Genomic DNA, 19,608 nt, shown 5'->3' with positions numbered 1-19,608 from the left:
ATATTTATTAATTAGTATCTTATTATTTTTTGGGGCGGTGGAAACTTGAGTAAATTTATAAAATCATTAGCTCTTTTTGCAGTATCTGCTCCAATCGTTCATAACAAGACAGAAGCAATGACGAATGTGACTGTTGATTCTTATGATAACTTAGAGCCTGTATCAATTCGTCCTCTCAACTATGAGTACGAAAATATGTTTGCAGCACATCGAAGCCATTCAAGTCATCGAAGCCATTCGAGTCATTACTCTGGTTCAGGTTATTCGAGTTCAAGAGCTCCAACGTATTCTGTGCCAACATATACGACACCAAGCACAGGTAGTTCCTATAGTGGAACTTCATCAGCAGCCAAAAGAAGTTCAAATATAACTGTAAAAACATATAGTAATGTTCCTACAAGGACGGATACAACAGCTAACCCATTTTATGGTAACTCTACTGATTTGATTGATGTTGGATCAAGTGAAGATCCTGTATTAGCTCGTGTGTTACAGGTGAAGCGTGTACAAATGTCTTTACTACGACTGGGATATTATTCTGGAAAAATTGATGGTGATTTGGGTAAAAACACAAGAAAAGCTATTGCAAATTATCAAGTTGATAAAGCATTAACAGTTAATGGTCGAATGACTACAGAATTATTAAATAGTCTAGGAATTCCAGCGGTCAATTTTGTTGAAGACTCTTACTAAGAATTTAGATTCAAAAATAAAAAATGTCAGAATTTCTTAAATTTCTATTCTTGAAGATAGAATGGCTAATAGGATTTAGTGGGCTAATTACTAAGTTTATCATTGGTTTTGGTATATGCCTTATACTTTGCTATTTTATTTATATTGATTATTTTCCAACAGATTTGTCGTTGGGGGATGGTCTTTTATTCTTTCTTATCACAGTTAAATTTTGTTTTGTGTATTTGTTGTTTTTAGGGTCACACTATGCTCTCGGAAATGCTTTAGTTGGTATATTAAGTGTATTGCAAAATATATGTATCACCTTGTTTTCTTTTAGAGAAAAGTTAGCTAAAAAATTATTGAATCTGTTTTTTATTAAATTAGATTTCAAAAAAAGTATTGATAAAATTGGAAAATTTTTTATCAAGTTTTTACTTTCTCTCTTTGGCTTGGCCTTTGTTTTTGTCTTTTATGGTGGGAAATCATTGAATTTAATGATAATGATTTTTTTAAGTTTATTGCTAAAAGTTTGTATAGATAAATTCATAAAGCATTTAAAAATAGAAAAATTAAATAATGAAGAATTAACTGAAAGTGAGAAAGATGATAAAAATAAAAATCTTTTAATAATATTGCTTTATATATTAATTGTACCTAGTGCTGTATATCTTTTTTACGCAGGAAAAGAGACCAATTTTTTGATTACTAATACACTAGGTTCTGTACGAGAAGACGATAAAAATAGCCTTATTTATATCAAATTAGTATTCAAAGATTTTTTTCCTGAAGCCAGAGTTGGAGAGAAGAAAGGTGAATACATAGAAATTAAAGATGCTGAAGTCTTGTTAAGAGGTGTTGGGAAAAATGCTTTAGTCCAATATATATCTAAAGCTAAAGATCAAAATGGGAATATGGTTCCTATTAAGGTGAAAGTAGAAATTCCAAATGATTCACTTTTAATTATACGAAGAACGCATAATCAAAAGTGATAATCAATTTTATAGATTCTATAATTTAAGCCATTAAACTTAATACATCAGAACGCTTAAAAAGCCTAATTTTTTTATCAGTTTTGCCTAAATAGTAAGGAATTATAAGACTTTGCGTTTGTAAATTCGTGATGTGAGAATGACGCATTCCAAGGAGTGAACTAGCTTCAGCTCCAGTTAGATATTCTTCTTTCAATTTAATGATTTCATATAGTTGACTCTTTTTAACAAGTTTCCAATAAACTAAATCTTTAATTTCTAAAAAGCCTGTTTTACACCAATATTGATTGAACCAGTTCATTCTACAACTGAGTTTTTCTGATGCATTTTGAAGCGAAACATACTCCTCACTTTCAAGCATATTTTTTAGTGCATCTAGTGAGATACGTTTGATTTTAATGGGGGTTAAAAACTCGTTATCGCGATCCAAAATTTTTAAATGGATCAAAGTCGCAACTTGACTAGGGCTAATTTTTAATATTAATGCTGCTTCATTCAATGAGTAAAAATCATAATTAGTTTTTCTCTTAAAGTTTGTTTTTTTTCTCCCTGTTTTTGTCTGGTATTCTTTAATCTGATCTATGTGTTCTTTAGTAATAAGTTGAATGGCATCTTTAGAGAAAATATTTACAGGAAGTTTATCTATATGAGGACCGCTAATAGGTTTAATACCGATACTTGTCATTTTCTCAACAAAATTTCCAGGATTGACATTTAATTTTTTTGCAAGAGTAGAGGCAATTACATATTTTTTTTGAAAATTTTCTAGTTTATGGATTGGGATTTGTAGTGGGGTGGTATTCCTTTTTTTGGCATCATCGAGCCAATGCGATTTAGCTAATTTTCTTATCGTATCCAAATTTGTATTTAGTATTTCAGCGGCTAATCTTATCTCTACTGTTAATAATCCATTTTGCCTGTTAGAAATAGAAACGGGGAGCTTTTCTATTTCTAAACTCTTTTCTCCGATTAAAAACATTTCAATATCAATGCTAGATAGAAGCTGTTTACTATGATTATTTTCCACACGCTTTAATAAATTAGAAGCTAGCAAATTGGTTAGCTTAAGGCGTCCAATTCCAAGTATAAGCCTTGATTCTTCAGGTGTTAATTGAAAATTTTTACTTTTAGTATTAGGTAAATAAGGAATACAATTTTTCTCAATATTTGAGAGATAATTCTCTTTAAACCTAACAGTCTTATTTTCTTTGTAAAATGATAATAGTTGAATTCTTGGATGGGCTAAATTAATTCTACTGTTAATCCAATTACTCATGGTGAGTATGGAATGGTGAGTATTTTCGAAATATTCGTATAATATTTTTAAGTAATCTTCATCTGAGCGCGGCTCATCCAATGCTGCAAATTTTTCTAACGCAAACCAAAAAGATGTAAATTCATGAAATAACTCATTCGAGTTTTGATTCAAAATATAGATAAACCAATGAATCAAAAAGTTTTCCGAATAGTGTATTTGTTTAGCCTCTCTTAAATCAGCAGAACAGTTTGAACAGTTTATAATAGATCCTGACTGTAAATTAATTGCATGTCCGCATCTGTAACAATTGTCTAAAAGTAAAATAGAATGAATAGGACAAGAGTAAACAGGCCTTAAAAGCCATAGTTTTCTGAAATATGATTGTTCCTTTAAGCATTGTGGGCAATATGAATGGCTTTTTGATTTAAATAAACTAAGATCAATAATCACATTTCTATAGATTCTAGGTGCTCTGCTAGTTAATTTATCTCGATCAAAAGCAAGAGCAATATAATCAGGTTTAAGATTTAAAGTCTGTAATACATGTTTAAAACGATGTTGATCCATAAAGGTGTAATTAGGAGCCAATTTAGTCAAAAAACTAAATTTTTCTTTCCCAAATAATTGATAGACTGATGTGTGACCATTTAATTCAGCAGTTCTCAGTAAGTAACTCGTAGCTGATTCGTCTGGATAAGGCGTTGCTTCAATAAGAAGTCGTATGTTTTTATTCATATTTGACCTCTTACTTGCATGGTTAATTGTGACAGAGACATTTTAAAAGGGTTAGAGTTGGGTTTAGAAATATGATCAGTTATTCCTAATTCCCAAGCCTTACTAAAATCATTATTGTTGACGATTATCCTTCCTTCATTCAATGCATTAACAATACTTTCTCTAATCAAACTAATGATATACGAGTGATAACCTCTAGTCGCAGTGTAAATTTGCATACCCATGAGTGGAGTGTCGAGAGGTGGTGAAAATGAAATATTTTGCTGCGCTATTTTACGAGCAATTTCACTTAGAAAAGCATAGATTGTGCCATGACCTTGGGTAGACTCAATGTAAAGTGGATTTAAGGTATAGATAAATGGAAATCTTCGGGCAATTTGGCTATCGACTTGTAATAATTCTGCAAATTCTGGAAGACCGACTAAGCAAAAGCTAATTCCTGTTTGATTAACAAGTGTTTTCAGCCAATTTCCTATAGTTACGTTCATTCGTGTATACGATTGTTTACGCTCAAATAAATGATGAAATTCGTCTAGGAATACGAGTTTAGTTTCACACATACCGAGTAAATAGCTCAATCTGTCAGTCAAGTAGGATGTTGTACCAGTGTTATAAGTTGGATCACCTAATTCATGTAGCATAGTGATTGCTAGTGATTTAACAGTGGCTGGAGAAGGAACCTCAACATAAAATGCTGGAATGATTGTTTTTTTATGATCCTCTTCAATTCTGATAGATTTAGGCATTTGGCTGACAATAGTTTTACACAAAGTCGTTTTCCCTAAACCACCTTTCGCAAGAAGCATGCTTCCTATTGGCTCTTTATAAGCTATGCTCCTTTTCACACAATTTTGTATTCCTTGAAATGCTGTCATAAACTCATCTGAAGTGACTACGATGTTATTAATCGAGCTAATTTGTTCAAAAACGTTATCAAATTTTTCCATTTTTCATCACCTCAATTGATCCAAAACTCAAACTATTTTTTTTGTTATCACAAGGTGCTTCAATATTTGGTTCCTCTTGAATCTCTACAATAGGTGATAAATTTTTTTCCATATTTTGAAGGATGAGAGGAAGCTCAAGTTTGATCGGCTTTAGCTTTGGCTTTTTTCTAATTAGATCTGATTGAATTTCATGTAAGAGTTTGTAGAGGCCGAATAAATCTGAAAACTTTCCTAATTTTTGTTGATCGTGTTTAGATAGTTGTTTTTTTCTTTTTTGAATCTCTATATGAATTGTCCTTGATAATCCAGAAGTGTAGTCAGGGTTGGTAGAGTCTGCTTGTATGACAACATGCATATCATTGGGATCAATGATATAAACTACATTTAAGTCAAGATCATCAACGAGCACTGTGACTTTTTTAGAGCCTTTTGCTTGTAAAGTAGTTAAGGCGTGAGAAAAATAACTTAATCCATCAACTTGAACTTGCCCATGATGAATTGTACGTTCGATGGGTTTTCGACATAAAATTTTTGCATCAACTTCAGAAATATGACTGGGCTTGATATCTCTAATAGCATCTTGCCACATGACAAATGGTGAGCGACCAGTCACGCTATGAATTGAGCGGTGATAGACATCGCTGATCCACATATCGATATATTTTCTTAGCTGTTCTATTGTAAATTGAACATTTTTTGTAGAGTTGTAGCTTCCTCTATCGGATGGATTTGAAAAGGTTGTTCCTGATAATTTTTGAATAATACCGTGCGTAAGGGTGCTAAAAAACCTTTCAATATGTGGTTTATTATTTGGTGTACCAATTTGAGAAGGTGTTAAAGTAATTTTTAACTGATCACAGACTCTCGCAAGCGAATTATTCTTAAATTCGACTCCGTTATCTGGAATAATAATGCTAGGAATACCTCCAGGTAAGTCTTGATTTGGTCGAGTAATCATATCTTTTATGACGGCTAGAGTCGTTGTTGCACTTGGCGGATACATGCTGATATACCTGCCTACGATTGCGCGAGTGTGGACATCAATTGCACATGCTAAAAAAGGACGACCAAGAGCGACGTTTGTTTTCGGATCGATCACGATGACATCGAGATAGTGGGTGTCAATTTCGACCATATATAAAGCAAAAGGGCTGATAATACTTCTACCTGACGCTTGAAATGATTTTTTGGCTACACGACTTCCTTTTTTAGATTTTAAAATCAGGTATGGATCAAGCTTTTTAATATGCCTTTGTATGCATCTGAGGCTAGGTAAATGATTTAGAGCAATTCCTTGTTCTACTAATTTGCCAAGCATACAGGCACGAACATCATTGCTCGTTCGAAATTCTGGTTTTAGATAAACCTCTTCAATGGTCTGATTGAGAATTTGATAAATTTCAGCTGAAAAACGTAATGAATGATTTCCCTTGCGCTCATTTTTTAAGAAGAGTTTATTGTAAGAATAATTTTTATATTTAAAAATCCATCTTGCCACTGTTCTAGGTGAAGGAGGGGACTTATCATCTATCAAAGTCGCAATTTCTTGAATTAATGGTGAGAGTTGGTCAAGGCTTGTAGGGTATTCTAACTGCTGAAGTGCAGATAAAACATAACGTTCTTTTCGATGGATATCCTGACTACATTGAGGATTTAGAACAAGTTTCTCAGGTGCAAAACTACAAATGATTTCACCAGATTTATAGCGACTCTCAAATTCATTTAGATTCAAGGTACATATTTTGCCTCCCACTGTTGCAGCATAACGAATTGTGTTTAATGCAATTGATGCTATTTCAAAAATATAATCTGGATGCTCGGCAAAATAAAAGCGATACCCTGGTTGAGGGAGAAAAAGCGGATTTTCCATATTAAAAAATTCCTTGATGATTATATTTAGGCGAAAATTCTTTGAATTTATTGTGGAAAAATAGGTAATCGCCTAGTTCTTGTTTGAATCCAATCATTTCAAGCTCTTTGTAGATTTGAATCGGACTTTCAGGTCGCTTTTTTTTTAAATGGTCTAAAGCGTATTCAATTTCAAATTTACTCCAATCAAAACGATGCCCTCTTTGATACCAGTAAAGAAGTTGTTGAAGTTCTTTCTCTGTAGGAAGTTCAGTTTGATCAATAAGTTTGAATGTAATGCCAACTGAGCTAAGTAATGATGCTAGGCGATCAAAACGGACATATTCATCTAAGGCTAATGATGCAATTGATGGTTTTACCTCATGTACTTCATAGCAGCCGTCAATCGTTTGAATTAGAAAATCTGGATAGCAATATTGGTCATGGGAAAGTTTGATTTTTAAAGCTTGGGATCTATAGTTGATTACACAGGAGTTTCTTTCTAAACAGATAGCATGAGCTAGCTCTAAGCGACTTTCTGTAGGGATCGCACCTCCGCACTTTTTACTTGGGAATAGGGCAGTTCTACGTCCATAACAGCCTTGGAAAATTTTACGTTGTCCGTGAATGGTTGCTGCAATATTTGGCTCAGTTGCAAAAGCCTTTCGAATTTGTTCAAAAATATAATGATAAGATTTGTTCTGATCATAGTTTAGGTCAAGGTACATAGATGTATCTCCAGTATTTCTGAGCACCCTAAATTTAGGGTGAGTGAAATTACTTGTTGCTTAAAATTTAGCTACAAGGCTTGACTGGCGACTGAATACAGAAGATACTTTGATTGACAGGTTTTTATATCTATATATAGAGCCACCAACGGATCCTTATTAGGGTCCGTTTTTTATTTAATATTTTTTATCTCATCCATGAAGTCCTTTCTAAAAATTGAAGTTATTGGATCGACTCATTGCGTTGTTTAGCCAACCAAAAGGCTAAGTCTTTAACAAGTGCATATTTACCACGACGGTTTTCGACAGAGAAAATTGGGATTGGTACAGTCTTTCTTGTTAATGCCTGTCTAAAGGCATCCATAGAGCGATAACCCAATGCAATTCTTAATGCATCATCTGAAATCATGGGACCATGACGTTCAAACAGATCACGTTCAATCATTTCTGTATTTATTAAGATTGCTTTATTCATCTTATTTAGTCCTAACACGTCATAACAAAAGCATATATCCTCTTAGAATATTATGGTAGGAGAGCGTTAAGAGTGAAAATTTGGTCTTGTTTTTTAGATAATTTTTTGATTTTAAATAAAAAAGAAGTGTTGCGTTAAAGTTGCGTTGAGGTTGTCATAAGATGAATGCTAAAAAAATAAAAACTAGGATAAGAAGAGATTGGATTGATGCTTTACGAACTGTGGTTTGGTATGCATATATAGAAACTCATTTTTTCAATCGTACGAACTATGAGATAGCAAAACTGATTGAACCTAAGGTTTTTGGGATAGATGAGGATAAAGATATTAATAATCAGATTAGGTGGGCCAAATATAGAAGAGGAATACATACACCAGGACAAGATCTTATAAATAAAGCTAATATGCATGTAGAAGGGACGGCTGATATTATAAATCATGTTTTATGGGAGGCAATTAGAGGTCGTAAATCAATGAAATGGTTTATGAATGATGGTGTAAGTCAGCTTTCTTGGGATGTCCAAAAAATTATTTTTAAGTCTGTAAACGGACAAAATGAATTAATTTCTGTTTTTCATATAACAAGAAATGTAAGGAAATTACAGCGCTTGGCAAGTTTTGATGCATTAGCAGCATTGATTATCTTCTTTAGGATTGCAGTAGATCAAAATCAAAAAGAAACTGCTTCACGTGTAGCGTTGTCGATTTACAGAATATCATTGGTGATGTGTATATATTCACCATTTCAAAATTTTAAGTATGGATTGGCTTTTTTACTATACCTAAATGTTTTTTCTATTCTTCCAGGAAAAATAAGAAATTTTGATAGTAGTGATGTTGATGAGTTTTGTGAGCGATCCTTTGATTTAAATGCTATTTTATTAATTGCTGAAGATGAATGTTTTTTTGATCTAAAGCAGAAGGATAACCGAAAAAAAAGCTACTCAAATTATCTATTTGATACTCTCGAAGGTAAGCATAACTTTAGAATGTTGTTTGAGTTTGCACCTTCCTTTTAAAAAAGGATACCTAAAGTGTTTTAAAAGCTTAGGTCTTTTCCTAAGCATTTATAAGCTTAATTCTCTCAATAGATAAGAATTTATACTTTGATCTTGAGAAGATTATTCAGCTTCTAATTAATCTTATAACTAATTATAAGAGACTGAATAACTAACTGAAACTTTCAAGCGTCAAGCCTTTTAGATAGTTTTTCTTCAGCATACATCTGTTTTAACAGTAGATTTTCCTGTTCTAACTTGTCTAAACGAGTAAGAATTTGCTCACTTACATCTAAATAGTTTGCTTTCCAATGATAGAAGGTTGCCACACTAATTTGATATTCCTGACAAATCTGTTCGATAGTAGCACCTGCTAAATTCTTTTTAACAATATTGTTGATTTGAGCTACAGAAAATTTTTGCTTCACAGTGAATTCCTAAACTATTGTTCATTGATTATCCAAATGAAAAAATTCAGTAAACAGATAGGGTTAAATTAAAAATATCCCATTTTGGGATATTTTTAATTGTAACTGATATTGAGCCATGCGCTCAATACACGATCCTAGGTATCAAGACCTAATTAAGAAACTTATAGAACTCCGAGAGTCTAAACATGTGACTCAGGTTGAGCTCGCTCGTCGTTTGAATAAGCCTCAATCATATGTTTCAAAAGTTGAAATATTGGAAAGAAGACTTGATGTGATTGAGTTAATAGACTGGTTAAAAGTATTGGATGCTAATATTTTTGATTTTCTGGCATTCTGCTATTTTCAAAATTAAAAGGCTCAGAATATTTTCCAAGCCTTTTGTTTTTAAACTGATATAAGCTCATTGCCATTTTCAGTACTATTAATCCTTAATACAGACTCTAAGCCAGCTTGTTTATAGTCGTAAATGATTACATCTGGATGATTTTTATCAATCCCTTGTCCTATGGCAACACATGCTGCATTCGGGGCTGTTATAAATAAATGTACTAATTCAATTCCATGGTTACTTTTAAAATGATGTAGTAATTTCTGAATTTGGGCAGTAAGAGCTTTAACGTTTAATGGGTGGGGTATACTTTTACTACCCATATACTCAGGTAAAGTCGATATTTCCACGACTTGATTATCAATGCTTTCTGCTAATTGCTGCGCCTTTTCAAGAACTCTATCAACTTTAGCTGTAGCATGAATGCATAGCACAACTTCATTATTTTTCTTTAATTTATCTAGTCCAATTATCTCATTAAATGGATCCACCATTGTGGGACTTGGCCATTCCCATTTTTGACTGTCTCTAAATTTTAACATAGGTATAAATTCTGCCTTGTTACCGAGTAATGCCCCTAAACCAATTAAAGCTGGCATAGGACCAAAAGCAAATATTGCTGCTTTATAATTCTCATTTTGAGTTTGATTGATAATTTTTCTAGCTTCTATTTCTATGTGTCGAATCATCTGTTCTTTGAATAGCTCTGGATCGATATTGCTATTACATAAGGTATTAAGACAGCCATTTATTTTATATTTTAATGGGTGGAGGCTTGAGGCAATTTCTTTTAAGTCAGGATTTGATACAGCTTGTCCATGTACGGGCCATAGAACTGAATATACAGGGATTGGTTCAAAAGCTAGAGCATCTAAAAGCTGTTGAGCCATTTCTTTATGCTCATTACGCATCTTATTGAGTGTCAGTGAATCATAATCACTTGGTGCTACCTTATCTATTAAGCGATGATGTTTGTCACAGAGTAACAGTACATTTTCAGGATCATTAGATAAAGCGCTTGATAAGAAAGGTAGACCACGCTCACCATTATCTGAAGAAGCTATATTGTGAGCATTATAAGCATAATTTCCCTTTCTACCTGTGAGTTTATCGATATCCAATCTTTCTCCACAACCAGTAAACATGCATCTGCCAAAGCTATCTAACATAACTTGATTTAAAGTACTTTTTGTAAAAGGATTACCTCTACCTACTTTCTTCTCGTGGCTAAGAAAATCACTAATAAATTTAGATTTCACACGTTTATCATTCAGAATATGTGATGTAAATGTATATTTATGCCAAATATTTTGAATCGCATTAAGATCAGTGATTTCTTCAGCTAGTAGTGCTCTATCAGGAAGTGATCTGACTTCAATATTTTTGCGAATACCTGCTGTAAGTTCTATAAATGAAATAAGATCATTTTTAGGTAAATTGACACGTAAGACCGAAAGTATTTCATCATCAAGCATCAATAAAAATAGTAAATTTTTTCTTCCATCAATGTCACTTTTATCTCTTAAAATACTTACTTTGTTCCAACTAATAATATTTTTAATCGCAGCTATGTATGCTTGAGCTAATTGAATATTGTCTAAAGGTAAATAGCGGGTTTGTATAATATCGAAAGATGGTTCTGTGTTACTTGTATTCATGAAAGTTCTATAACCTTATAATTGAAGTTACGTATAAAGAATTTTTTTTCATAATGTAGATATTAATTTCTTTGATTCCCACAATAACGAAAAAGAGTTTTCTATCAGTATTTCTAGCTAGACACTTCGCCCAATCCTTTTTATCGATTGCAGAGGGCGTAGGGGAGTTTTCAGGATGGCTATGCCATGTACCCAAATAAATAGATGTACCATTAGATTCTTTATACTTTTTATCGAGAAACTTCTGGTGAAATGGATCTTTCATCACAAAGTTATATCTAGTTCTAATGTCTAGTTTTTGTGGGGTAGTAACAAATTCTAGTTGAAAGACTTGAGTACCTTGAATTTGATGTCCTATCAATATTCCGCAAGCTTCTTTAGCTTCAGATGAGATTTGACGATACTGTTCCCATGTTTCAATGATGTCTGAATTGATATAAACAGTAGCGTCAGAAACATTAACAGTTAATTGGTCATTCATTACAAATATCACATTCTGGATTTAATAGTGGTGTGATTAGTAATGATTTTGAAAAGGCATAATAACGATCTGTTAATTCTAAATTTTCATTTAAAGCATCTTGATCAGAACCTTTCCAACTTACTTTTGAGGAATCTTTTACCTTTCCTTTTAAAAATTTTAAGGCTAAGTCTGTAGCGATACTGGCGGTCTGAATGGCAGATAAGTTTGAATAGGGTAGAAAGGCATTACCACATCCTGAAAGATTTTTAGTTAAATCTTGATTCGGTTTTAAAAAATTAAGATTAGAAACTAAGCCTCTGCATAAATTTTTATTATCTACATAAGCACATCTTAAACATCCTTTTTGCTCTGGAATATCTAAAGCTACATGTCCGCCAACTCCATAACCTTCTGTCCATGCATTAATTACGGCTGTTTCTACGTTATTCTTAATACAGTAATCATGAAATATCCGTTCTTTTGTTGGAGAACCTATAGCGATAATAACTAGATCAAATGAATTCAAAATAGAAACTTCTCTAAGATTCAATAAACAACCCTTAACAGGTTTGATGTTGATCCAAGGATATTTTGTTGCAATTTTAACCTGTAGTCCTGTAGTTTTTTCCCAATTTAAGTAATCGATTGAAAGGTAATGCCTGTATGTATTTTCAATTGATATTGTATCTGAATCAACTAGCGTTAGGCCTCCTAGTCCACATGAGGCGAGCTGGTCTGCAATATATCCACCTACTGATCCACAGCCTACCAGTAAGACTTTTTTCTTTTGTAGATCCGTAAAGGCACCACCACGGGGAATTAGACTTGATTTATCAAATAATTTAATCGAGCATGCTTCTATATTCCATTCGGCGAAGCTTTCTAGTCTAAGTGGAAGGGTCTTATTAACTTTATTTTTTTTATGCTGAAATTTCAATCCAAACCAAGATTTTCCTGATGGAGTGTCAATATTGAATATTATCCAAAAAATATTCTTTCTAATTTGAGCAAAAGTAGTTAAGAAGTGGTGTTTTGTATCAGAATCTAATAATTCAATATGTTCTAAAAACCATACCGGAAGGTCTGATACATTCCATGGAATAGAGGAAAGATCAGGTAAAGGGAGAATACAACCCAAATCAGGACTCTTTTTTCTTTGAGCTACTTGGATTTTAAAAAAAGGTTCTTTTGTTGCAAGATCATAATTTTCAGGGTGAACTAACACGCTACTTTTTAATCCATATTTCCCCTCAGTCGCATAAACTTTTAATTTACAAAATTCAGGTGAATCTACTAGACAAAGAACATCATTAAATTTTGTATTATTTAAGCTATACCAACTGGCTAAGAACTCTCTTAAAAGCTCTTTTTTATTTTCAACTGGATCTGTTAAACATTTTGTAAGCAATTCAATATGCTTTTTTAATGAATCCTCAAATGCAAGGGTTGGAACTTCATAATTTACTGAGACAGAGTCTGTGACATTCACACATATACTTGCTAAGTTGTAATCATTGAAAGGCAAGGTATGAGCAAGTTTTGGAAATTGCTGTGGATCTTTTAAATAAAATGCGGGCATTGAAGTTAATTCTTTAACTTTAATATGAATCAATTCAACGTTATACCCCCCAATAGTTACATCCACTTCTATTGTATCTAGAGTTAATAGTTCAGCTGCAGATACTGAGTATCCACAGCTTTGTAAATGTTGAATTATGGATTGATAGTTCATGCGCCTTGAGATGTTCCTACAGATCCAGCTGAAGGAAATACAACCTTAGCTGCTTCATTTTTTGAGTTATTTTTAGTACCTTCAGGGAAATCTTCACCAAATATTTCTCTTAATAGATCACATTGTTTGGATTCATCTGACTCATCAATGACTTTCTTTAAGTTATTTCTCAATGTGGATAGCTTATTTTTCAATTGAGTACCTGTATCTATACTACTGCCAGAGAAAATATCTCTGTATGGAGATACTGGTAAATAAACACTTACTTTCCATTGGCTCTCATTTTGGTATAAAAAATAATTCGATTGATCTAGTATTTTATCGATAGTATTTTTCAAAGCTTGTAGGTCATTTTCAAGACCTTCATCATTAATTGAACTTTGAAACTTTTCTTTGAGCATCACAGTAAGACCGATTGAAAAAACTTTTCTACAAGTATTTTCATGGAACTTGATATTTCTCCATCTCTTTATATATCTAGTTAATCGTTTAAATTGCTGCAGTTTCTGTGATTCATAAATGCCTGAACTGTCTTGAGCATTGATCCAATCAATTAATCCTTTGGGATCTGAATCAGACCATTCTCTATTATTTTCATCTGAATTTTTCTTGCCCACAGCTAATTTGTAATAGCCACTCTCCGATTTGCTATAAATAGGAATATCAATATGTAAATCCTCATTTTTATAGTCAGCCGTTACACAAGGCTTTTTAATTTTGGCATTCTTGAAACCTCTGGTTTCTAGAATTTCTAAGACAACTTTCTTAGGGATGGTTGGATCAGCAGGAGCGTCTTTTTCGTTAATCACAATCGCTCTATCAATATCGAAGTCTTTCCCTTTTTCCTTGATCGCTGTACTAGTTGCTAAAGAACCTTGGATAAAATCATCTTGGACAGGGTAGCCAAATTCCTTAAATTTTTTGCGAATTTCTTCCGTAATGCTATCGTCTTTTTGACGTGCATTTTTATACTCATCACTTTGGCGAGTTATGTTGATATTGTTGTTGAATGTTGAAAATTTACTTTGTAGTCCCATTTTTACCTTCTAAATTGATTATTCATTATGAAATTGATTTTCTATTTGCTTGTTCTAAGCACAATTGTCCCTTAGCCAGAATTAGCCAAACTTTGATATTCAATTTCGGGTTTAAGATTTTAAAGTGATATGCTTTTTTAGTTTCCCAGTAAGAAACCTAGATTTCTTACCGGGTATTTATATAAAATTTCTCAATGACAACTTATGTGTCGCGCAATGACATTTTATGTGTCGTAAATGACAACTTATGTGTCGCGTGACGTTGAAACAATCTTACCAGCTTAACGCACCACCAGTTTGGTAGTCAGTCACGCGAGTTTCGAAGAAGTTCTTCTCTTTACGCAAGTCCATCATTTCTGACATCCACTGGAATGGGTTATTCACACCAGCAAATTGCTCAGGTAAACCAAGCTGACTTAAACGACGGTTACAGATGAATTTCAAATATTCTTCCATCATGCCAGCGTTCATGCCCAATACGCCGCGCGGCATAGTGTCGCGTGCATATTCAATTTCAAGCATTGTGCCTTCAAGAATCATTTGAATGATTTCTTGCTGGAATTCTGCTGTCCATAAACTTGGGTTCTCGATTTTGATTTGGTTAATCATATCGATACCGAAGTTCAAGTGCATAGACTCATCGCGCAGGATGTACTGGAACTGCTCAGCAACACCATTCATCTTGTTACGACGGCCCATCGACAAGATTTGGCTGAAACCGCAGTAGAAGAAAATACCTTCCAGTACACAGTAGAATGCGATCAGGTTGCGAAGCAAAATTTGATCGTTTTCAGGCGTACCCGTTTGGAACGTAGGATCGCTTAAAGACTGTGTATATTTCAAGCCCCAAGCTGCTTTACGCGCTACAGATGGAACTTCACGGTACATGTTGAAGACTTCGCCTTCGTCCATGCCTAAAGATTCGATACAGTATTGGTAAGCGTGTGTGTGGATCGCTTCTTCAAAGGCTTGACGCAAAATGTACTGGCGGCATTCAGGGTTGGTAATGTGGCGGTAAATCGCCAAGACCAAGTTGTTTGCAACCAAAGAATCCGCTGTAGAAAAGAAACCCAGTGAACGCATAACAATGGTGCGCTCATCTTCAGTTAAGCCGTTTTCAGACTTCCAAAGCGCGATGTCATGGTTCATGTTGACTTCTTGCGGCATCCAGTGGTTTGCGCATCCGTCTAGGTATTTTTGCCAAGCCCATTCGTATTTGAACGGCACCAGCTGATTCAAGTCTGCGCGGCAGTTGATCATGGCTTTATCATCAACTTGTACACGCTGAGCGCCCATTTCCAGCTCTTCTAAACCTGGTGCAACATCAAGTGTCTCTAGAGCGTCAGATGCTCTTGCCAGCGGATCGGCTGAATTTCCTGTCCCGCTTGAACGGGTTCGAGCGGGTTGTGCAGCTGCCACATTCGGCGATGATTGCTTTGCATTAGATACCACTTGCGAATCAGCCGCTTTTTGCGGTTCGACGGGCGCAGGCTGGTGAGCTTGTGCAGCTTGTTTCGGTTCATCATCTTCGAAATCGTCCCAACTTAGGATAGACATAACAGTTCTCTCTTCGTTGCTTTATATCTTTTATATAGTCATCCATATAGCGGACATCAAGCTATTGAAGCAAAGACGTCCTACTATACGCTCATTCTGTGTAAGCAAAATTAAGTTTTGTCGATGGATGCTCTTGTTTTATTCGGAAGAGCAAATATCCCCACTACTTATTTTGATTACGCTGCTGTTCGCGAATCTTCACCCATGCATACGTCAGGGGTACATAAAAACAAACAATAAAGGAAACCACCAAGGCAATCAGCCCTAACATGTAGTTGTGCGTCATATGAGGCATTGATGCTTCCTTTATTGTTTTGAATTTTGAATCTCCCCAAACCCCACTTTAATAAGAGGGGCTTCCTTGAATCCAAATGGTTTTAGGAAGTCCCCCTTTGAAAAAGGGGGATTTAGGGAGATTGGAAACCTGTCAGATTACTGACAAGCCTCACAATCAGGGTTGTCAATTGAACATGCCATTGGCACTGGAGCTGCTTGACCGAAACCATCTTCTTCAACCGCTTCAGGCTTTTTCGCTTCAACAACAGGAGCCGCTGCTACAACAGGCGCTGCAGCTGCAGTCGCTTTAACAGCATTCAATGCGCCTGTGTTAATGGTCGATTTCTCTGCAGAAGTTGCGCCCAATGCACGCAGGTAATACGTGGTTTTCAGACCGCGCAGCCATGCCATTTTGTAGGTCATGTCCAGTTTCTTACCGTTTGCACCTGAGATGTAAAGGTTCAGAGACTGAGCTTGGTCAATCCATTTTTGACGGCGTGATGCAGCATCAACGATCCAGCGCGGTTCAACTTCAAACGCAGTCGCGAAGATTGCTTTAAGCTCTTCTGGAATACGTGAGATTTTTTGAACAGAACCTTCGAAGTGTTTCAGGTCGTTGACCATCACAGAATCCCACAAACCACGCTCTTTCAATGCACGTACTAGGTACGGGTTGATCACTGTGAATTCGCCAGAAAGGTTAGATTTCACATACAAGTTTTGGAATGTTGGTTCAATCGATTGCGAAACGCCGCAAATGTTCGAAATGGTTGCTGTTGGTGCAATCGCCATCACGTTCGAGTTGCGCATACCGTCTTTTTGAACTTTGGCACGTAATGTGTCCCAGTCCAAACGCTGTGTGCGGTCAACTTCAAACATGCGGTCTGGACGTGATTTCGCAACGAGGTCTAAAGAGTCGATTGGCAAAATGCCTTGATCCCACAATGAACCTTTAAATGTTTCATATGCGCCGCGTTCAAGCGCTAAGTCGCTCGACGTTTGGATCGCATAGTATGAAATCACTTCCATTGATTCATCAGCAAAATCAACAGCAGCGTCTGAACCGTAAGCCAGCTGCATTTCATACAACGCATCTTGGAAGCCCATGATGCCCATACCGACTGGACGGTGCTTCATGTTTGAAGTACGTGCTTGCGGTACAGCGTAGTAGTTGATGTCGATCACGTTATCGAGCATGCGAACGGCTGTTTTTACTGTGCGCGCCAGTTTTTCACGGTCAAGAACGCCGCCTTGAACGTGCTGTACAAGGTTAATCGAACCTAAGTTACATACCGCAATTTCATCTTTGTTTGTGTTTAAGGTAATTTCAGTACACAAGTTTGATGAATGCACCACGCCAACGTGCTGCTGTGGTGAACGTAAGTTACATACGTCTTTGAATGTGATCCACGGGTGACCCGTTTCAAACAGCATAGACAGCATTTTGCGCCACAAGTCTTTTGCACGGATTTTCTTGTGCAATAAGTTTTGTTCTTTGGCAATGCCTTCGTAGTACGCATAGCGTTCAGCGAATTCTGCGCCAGTCAAATCATGCAGGTCAGGTGTTTCAGACGGCGTGAACAGTGTCCATTCAGCATCTTCAAATACACGCTGCATGAATAGGTCTGGAACCCAGTTTGCAGTATTCATGTCGTGCGTACGGCGGCGGTCATCACCTGTGTTTTTACGCAGTTCAAGGAATTCTTCGATGTCCAAGTGCCAAGTTTCAAGGTATGCACATACTGCGCCCTTACGCTTGCCGCCTTGGTTTACCGCAACTGCAGTATCGTTGGCTACTTTAAGGAACGGCACAACACCTTGTGACTTACCGTTAGTACCTTTGATGTACGAGTTCAGCGCACGGACTGGCGTCCAGTCGTTACCTAAACCGCCTGCCCATTTAGACAGCATGGCGTTATCACGCATTGCGCCATAAATGTCGTACAAGTCATCATCAATGGTTGTTAAGTAGCAGCTAGACAACTGTGGACGTAACGTACCTGAGTTGAACAGGGTAGGCGTAGATGCCATGTAGTCGAAGCTAGACAATAAGTTATAGAACTCAATTGCACTGTCTTCACGGTTTGCTTCATTTAAAGACAGACCCATCGATACGCGCATGTAGAACAATTGCGGTAATTCGAAACGGACGCCATCAGAGTGAATGAAGTAACGGTCAAATAATGTTTGCAGACCTAAGTATGTGAATTGGTTAGAGCGTTCAGGTTTGATCGCAGCAGCCAATTTCGCAAGGTCAAAATTAAGAAGTTCTGGAGAAAGCAAATCAAGCTCGATACCTTTCTTAAGGAAAGTCTCAAGCGCGTCGCCTTCATTTGTGTCTGTAGATAAACCCAAGAACTCTAAGCCAGTTGCAACTAAGTTGTCACGAAGTAAACGTGCAGTCACATAAGTATAGTTTGGTTCTTGCTCAATACGGGTACGCGTCGCCATCATCATTGTTGTTGCGATGTCAGACTCTTTTACGCCGTTATATAGGTTTTTAATGGTCTCATCGATAATCGCTTGAACATCAATGCCTTCTAAGCCTTCAGCCGCTTTTGCAATATGAGCTTGAAGCGCGCCAAGGTCGAGTGGACGAAGCTTGCCTTCAGCAGTCGTTACTTGCAGTGTTGGATGATGGTTCGCGCCAGTTTGCTTACGCGCTTCAGCGCGCTGGTCACGGTAAATCACGTATGAGCGCGCAACTTTTTGCTCGCCTGTACGCATTAGCGCAAGTTCAACTTGGTCTTGAATTTCTTCAATATGAATTGTGCCGCCAGACGGTAAACGGCGGTTGAACGTATTTAATACCATCTCGGTAAGTTGAGAAATACGGTCGTGAATGCGGCTAGAATCAGCGCTTTGCTGGCCTTCAACAGCCAAGAACGCTTTGCCGATCGCTACAGAAATTTTTTCCGCATCAAAAACGGCAACATCACCGGTGCGCTTGATCACCTGCAATTGGCCAGGGGTAGACGTGATTACGCTCATGTCAGCATAGCTCCATTGTCATCTATTGTTATGTTTATAGACCGTTTGAACTGCGCAAAAACTATGCCGCAGTGTTTGAGGTTTAAACACAAGACTTAGTGGTTTAAAAATGAATTGAACACAAGATACGGGAAAAATTAGGTCAGATCAATATTGACATTTTACTAAAAGCTTCGAACAGTTCTGGCAGAAATCCGTCTCGAAAAATCCCTATTTTTTTGTCATTCTTGTTTATGCCTTATCGGACAAGGGCATAGCATAGCAAAGCTGAGATTAAGTGCTTATAGATAACCTTGTGGATAAGTTAAAAAGCAAAAAACTTATGATGAATGGATTTTGTCTAAATGCTGTAAATATAGGCGCTGATTGAATTTTATTCTTTTTGTAACTGAATATTTGGGATAAAAGCCCTGAAAGACTTCCTGTGAAAAAGAGAGTGAATTCAGTGCTTAAAAAATATTAACAAAATGCAGCGCTGATGT

The 19,608-nt window shown here is 35.9% G+C and carries 17 protein-coding genes; 4 read left to right on the top strand and 13 right to left on the bottom strand.

From position 1 onward, the window contains the following. Nucleotides 1-45: 45 nt before the first annotated feature. The gene (gene hxsA, locus B9T34_RS08260) at nt 46-693 is read left to right on the top strand and encodes a His-Xaa-Ser repeat protein HxsA (protein ID WP_086212682.1); all 648 of its coding nucleotides are present in this window, start codon (nt 46-48) and stop codon (nt 691-693) included. 23 nt (nt 694-716) lie between these two features. Next, nucleotides 717-1,664: a hypothetical protein gene (locus tag B9T34_RS08255; RefSeq protein ID WP_086212681.1), complete on the top strand. Its 948-nt coding sequence runs from the start codon at nt 717-719 to the stop codon at nt 1,662-1,664. A gap of 25 nt (nt 1,665-1,689) precedes the next feature. Here B9T34_RS08255 and B9T34_RS08250 read toward each other — a convergent pair whose 3' ends face one another. The 5 genes from B9T34_RS08250 to B9T34_RS08230 form a co-directional block, all read right to left on the bottom strand. Further along, the gene (locus tag B9T34_RS08250; protein ID WP_086212680.1) at nt 1,690-3,657 is read right to left on the bottom strand and encodes a TniQ family protein; all 1,968 of its coding nucleotides are present in this window, start codon (nt 3,655-3,657) and stop codon (nt 1,690-1,692) included. Further along, a complete protein-coding gene (locus tag B9T34_RS08245; RefSeq protein WP_086212679.1) occupies nt 3,654-4,604 on the bottom strand; it encodes a TniB family NTP-binding protein in 951 nt (316 codons plus the stop codon). Before B9T34_RS08245 ends, B9T34_RS08250 begins: the two co-directional genes overlap by 4 nt. After that, complete coding sequence (locus tag B9T34_RS08240; RefSeq protein ID WP_086212678.1) at nt 4,591-6,474, bottom strand: Mu transposase C-terminal domain-containing protein; 1,884 nt, start codon at nt 6,472-6,474, stop codon at nt 4,591-4,593. Before B9T34_RS08240 ends, B9T34_RS08245 begins: the two co-directional genes overlap by 14 nt. A gap of 1 nt (nt 6,475) precedes the next feature. Next, nucleotides 6,476-7,180, bottom strand: coding sequence for a hypothetical protein (locus B9T34_RS08235; RefSeq protein WP_086212677.1), 705 nt, complete (start codon nt 7,178-7,180; stop codon nt 6,476-6,478). A 223-nt stretch (nt 7,181-7,403) separates the two neighbouring features. Then, nucleotides 7,404-7,655, bottom strand: coding sequence for a hypothetical protein (locus B9T34_RS08230; RefSeq protein ID WP_086212676.1), 252 nt, complete (start codon nt 7,653-7,655; stop codon nt 7,404-7,406). A 161-nt stretch (nt 7,656-7,816) separates the two neighbouring features. Between B9T34_RS08230 and B9T34_RS08225 the strand changes: the two genes are divergently transcribed. Next, nucleotides 7,817-8,674: a hypothetical protein gene (locus B9T34_RS08225; protein WP_086212675.1), complete on the top strand. Its 858-nt coding sequence runs from the start codon at nt 7,817-7,819 to the stop codon at nt 8,672-8,674. Nucleotides 8,675-8,838: 164 nt separating this feature from the next. Here the strand turns inward: B9T34_RS08225 and B9T34_RS08220 are convergent, their stop codons facing one another. Beyond that, complete coding sequence (locus B9T34_RS08220; RefSeq protein WP_086212674.1) at nt 8,839-9,081, bottom strand: transposase; 243 nt, start codon at nt 9,079-9,081, stop codon at nt 8,839-8,841. A gap of 118 nt (nt 9,082-9,199) precedes the next feature. Here B9T34_RS08220 and B9T34_RS08215 point away from each other — a divergent pair, with 118 nt between their 5' ends. Next, nucleotides 9,200-9,436 carry a helix-turn-helix domain-containing protein gene (locus tag B9T34_RS08215; protein ID WP_086212673.1) on the top strand — a complete coding sequence of 79 codons (237 nt, stop codon included), beginning with the start codon at nt 9,200-9,202 and terminating at the stop codon, nt 9,434-9,436. A 32-nt stretch (nt 9,437-9,468) separates the two neighbouring features. Here the strand turns inward: B9T34_RS08215 and B9T34_RS08210 are convergent, their stop codons facing one another. From B9T34_RS08210 to B9T34_RS08185, 7 genes are all read right to left on the bottom strand, one after another. Further along, nucleotides 9,469-11,070, bottom strand: a complete 1,602-nt coding sequence (locus B9T34_RS08210) for an SAVED domain-containing protein (RefSeq protein WP_086212672.1) — start codon at nt 11,068-11,070, stop codon at nt 9,469-9,471. 7 nt (nt 11,071-11,077) lie between these two features. Beyond that, nucleotides 11,078-11,551: a Mov34/MPN/PAD-1 family protein gene (locus B9T34_RS08205; protein ID WP_086212671.1), complete on the bottom strand. Its 474-nt coding sequence runs from the start codon at nt 11,549-11,551 to the stop codon at nt 11,078-11,080. Continuing rightward, complete coding sequence (locus B9T34_RS08200; RefSeq protein WP_086212670.1) at nt 11,544-13,265, bottom strand: ThiF family adenylyltransferase; 1,722 nt, start codon at nt 13,263-13,265, stop codon at nt 11,544-11,546. The genes B9T34_RS08205 and B9T34_RS08200 overlap by 8 nt, the downstream gene beginning before the upstream one ends. After that, complete coding sequence (locus B9T34_RS08195; RefSeq protein ID WP_086212669.1) at nt 13,262-14,302, bottom strand: nucleotidyltransferase; 1,041 nt, start codon at nt 14,300-14,302, stop codon at nt 13,262-13,264. Before B9T34_RS08195 ends, B9T34_RS08200 begins: the two co-directional genes overlap by 4 nt. Before the next feature lie 273 nt (nt 14,303-14,575). After that, complete coding sequence (locus B9T34_RS08190; protein WP_086212668.1) at nt 14,576-15,859, bottom strand: ribonucleotide-diphosphate reductase subunit beta; 1,284 nt, start codon at nt 15,857-15,859, stop codon at nt 14,576-14,578. 163 nt (nt 15,860-16,022) lie between these two features. Beyond that, nucleotides 16,023-16,154, bottom strand: a complete 132-nt coding sequence (locus tag B9T34_RS19125) for a hypothetical protein (RefSeq protein ID WP_265733478.1) — start codon at nt 16,152-16,154, stop codon at nt 16,023-16,025. 137 nt (nt 16,155-16,291) lie between these two features. Next, a complete protein-coding gene (locus B9T34_RS08185; protein ID WP_086212667.1) occupies nt 16,292-19,126 on the bottom strand; it encodes a ribonucleoside-diphosphate reductase subunit alpha in 2,835 nt (944 codons plus the stop codon). Nucleotides 19,127-19,608: the final 482 nt, after the last annotated feature.

Source organism: Acinetobacter sp. ANC 3813 (assembly GCF_002135435.1).
Lineage (GTDB): Bacteria > Pseudomonadota > Gammaproteobacteria > Pseudomonadales > Moraxellaceae > Acinetobacter.
This window is presented reverse-complemented; position numbering and strand designations above follow the sequence as displayed.

Bases quoted from the DNA above. Each gene is read 5' to 3' on its own strand.
- B9T34_RS08255 (WP_086212681.1), top strand. From the start codon at position 717: ATGTCAGAATTTCTTAAATTTCTATTCTTGAAGATAGAATGGCTAATA.
- B9T34_RS08250 (WP_086212680.1), bottom strand. From the start codon at position 3,657: ATGAATAAAAACATACGACTTCTTATTGAAGCAACGCCTTATCCAGAC.
- B9T34_RS08245 (WP_086212679.1), bottom strand. From the start codon at position 4,604: ATGGAAAAATTTGATAACGTTTTTGAACAAATTAGCTCGATTAATAAC.
- B9T34_RS08240 (WP_086212678.1), bottom strand. From the start codon at position 6,474: ATGGAAAATCCGCTTTTTCTCCCTCAACCAGGGTATCGCTTTTATTTT.
- B9T34_RS08235 (WP_086212677.1), bottom strand. From the start codon at position 7,180: ATGTACCTTGACCTAAACTATGATCAGAACAAATCTTATCATTATATT.
- B9T34_RS08230 (WP_086212676.1), bottom strand. From the start codon at position 7,655: ATGAATAAAGCAATCTTAATAAATACAGAAATGATTGAACGTGATCTG.
- B9T34_RS08225 (WP_086212675.1), top strand. From the start codon at position 7,817: ATGAATGCTAAAAAAATAAAAACTAGGATAAGAAGAGATTGGATTGAT.
- B9T34_RS08215 (WP_086212673.1), top strand. From the start codon at position 9,200: ATGCGCTCAATACACGATCCTAGGTATCAAGACCTAATTAAGAAACTT.
- B9T34_RS08210 (WP_086212672.1), bottom strand. From the start codon at position 11,070: ATGAATACAAGTAACACAGAACCATCTTTCGATATTATACAAACCCGC.
- B9T34_RS08205 (WP_086212671.1), bottom strand. From the start codon at position 11,551: ATGAATGACCAATTAACTGTTAATGTTTCTGACGCTACTGTTTATATC.
- B9T34_RS08200 (WP_086212670.1), bottom strand. From the start codon at position 13,265: ATGAACTATCAATCCATAATTCAACATTTACAAAGCTGTGGATACTCA.
- B9T34_RS08195 (WP_086212669.1), bottom strand. From the start codon at position 14,302: ATGGGACTACAAAGTAAATTTTCAACATTCAACAACAATATCAACATA.
- B9T34_RS08190 (WP_086212668.1), bottom strand. From the start codon at position 15,859: ATGTCTATCCTAAGTTGGGACGATTTCGAAGATGATGAACCGAAACAA.
- B9T34_RS19125 (WP_265733478.1), bottom strand. From the start codon at position 16,154: ATGCCTCATATGACGCACAACTACATGTTAGGGCTGATTGCCTTGGTG.
- B9T34_RS08185 (WP_086212667.1), bottom strand. From the start codon at position 19,126: ATGAGCGTAATCACGTCTACCCCTGGCCAATTGCAGGTGATCAAGCGC.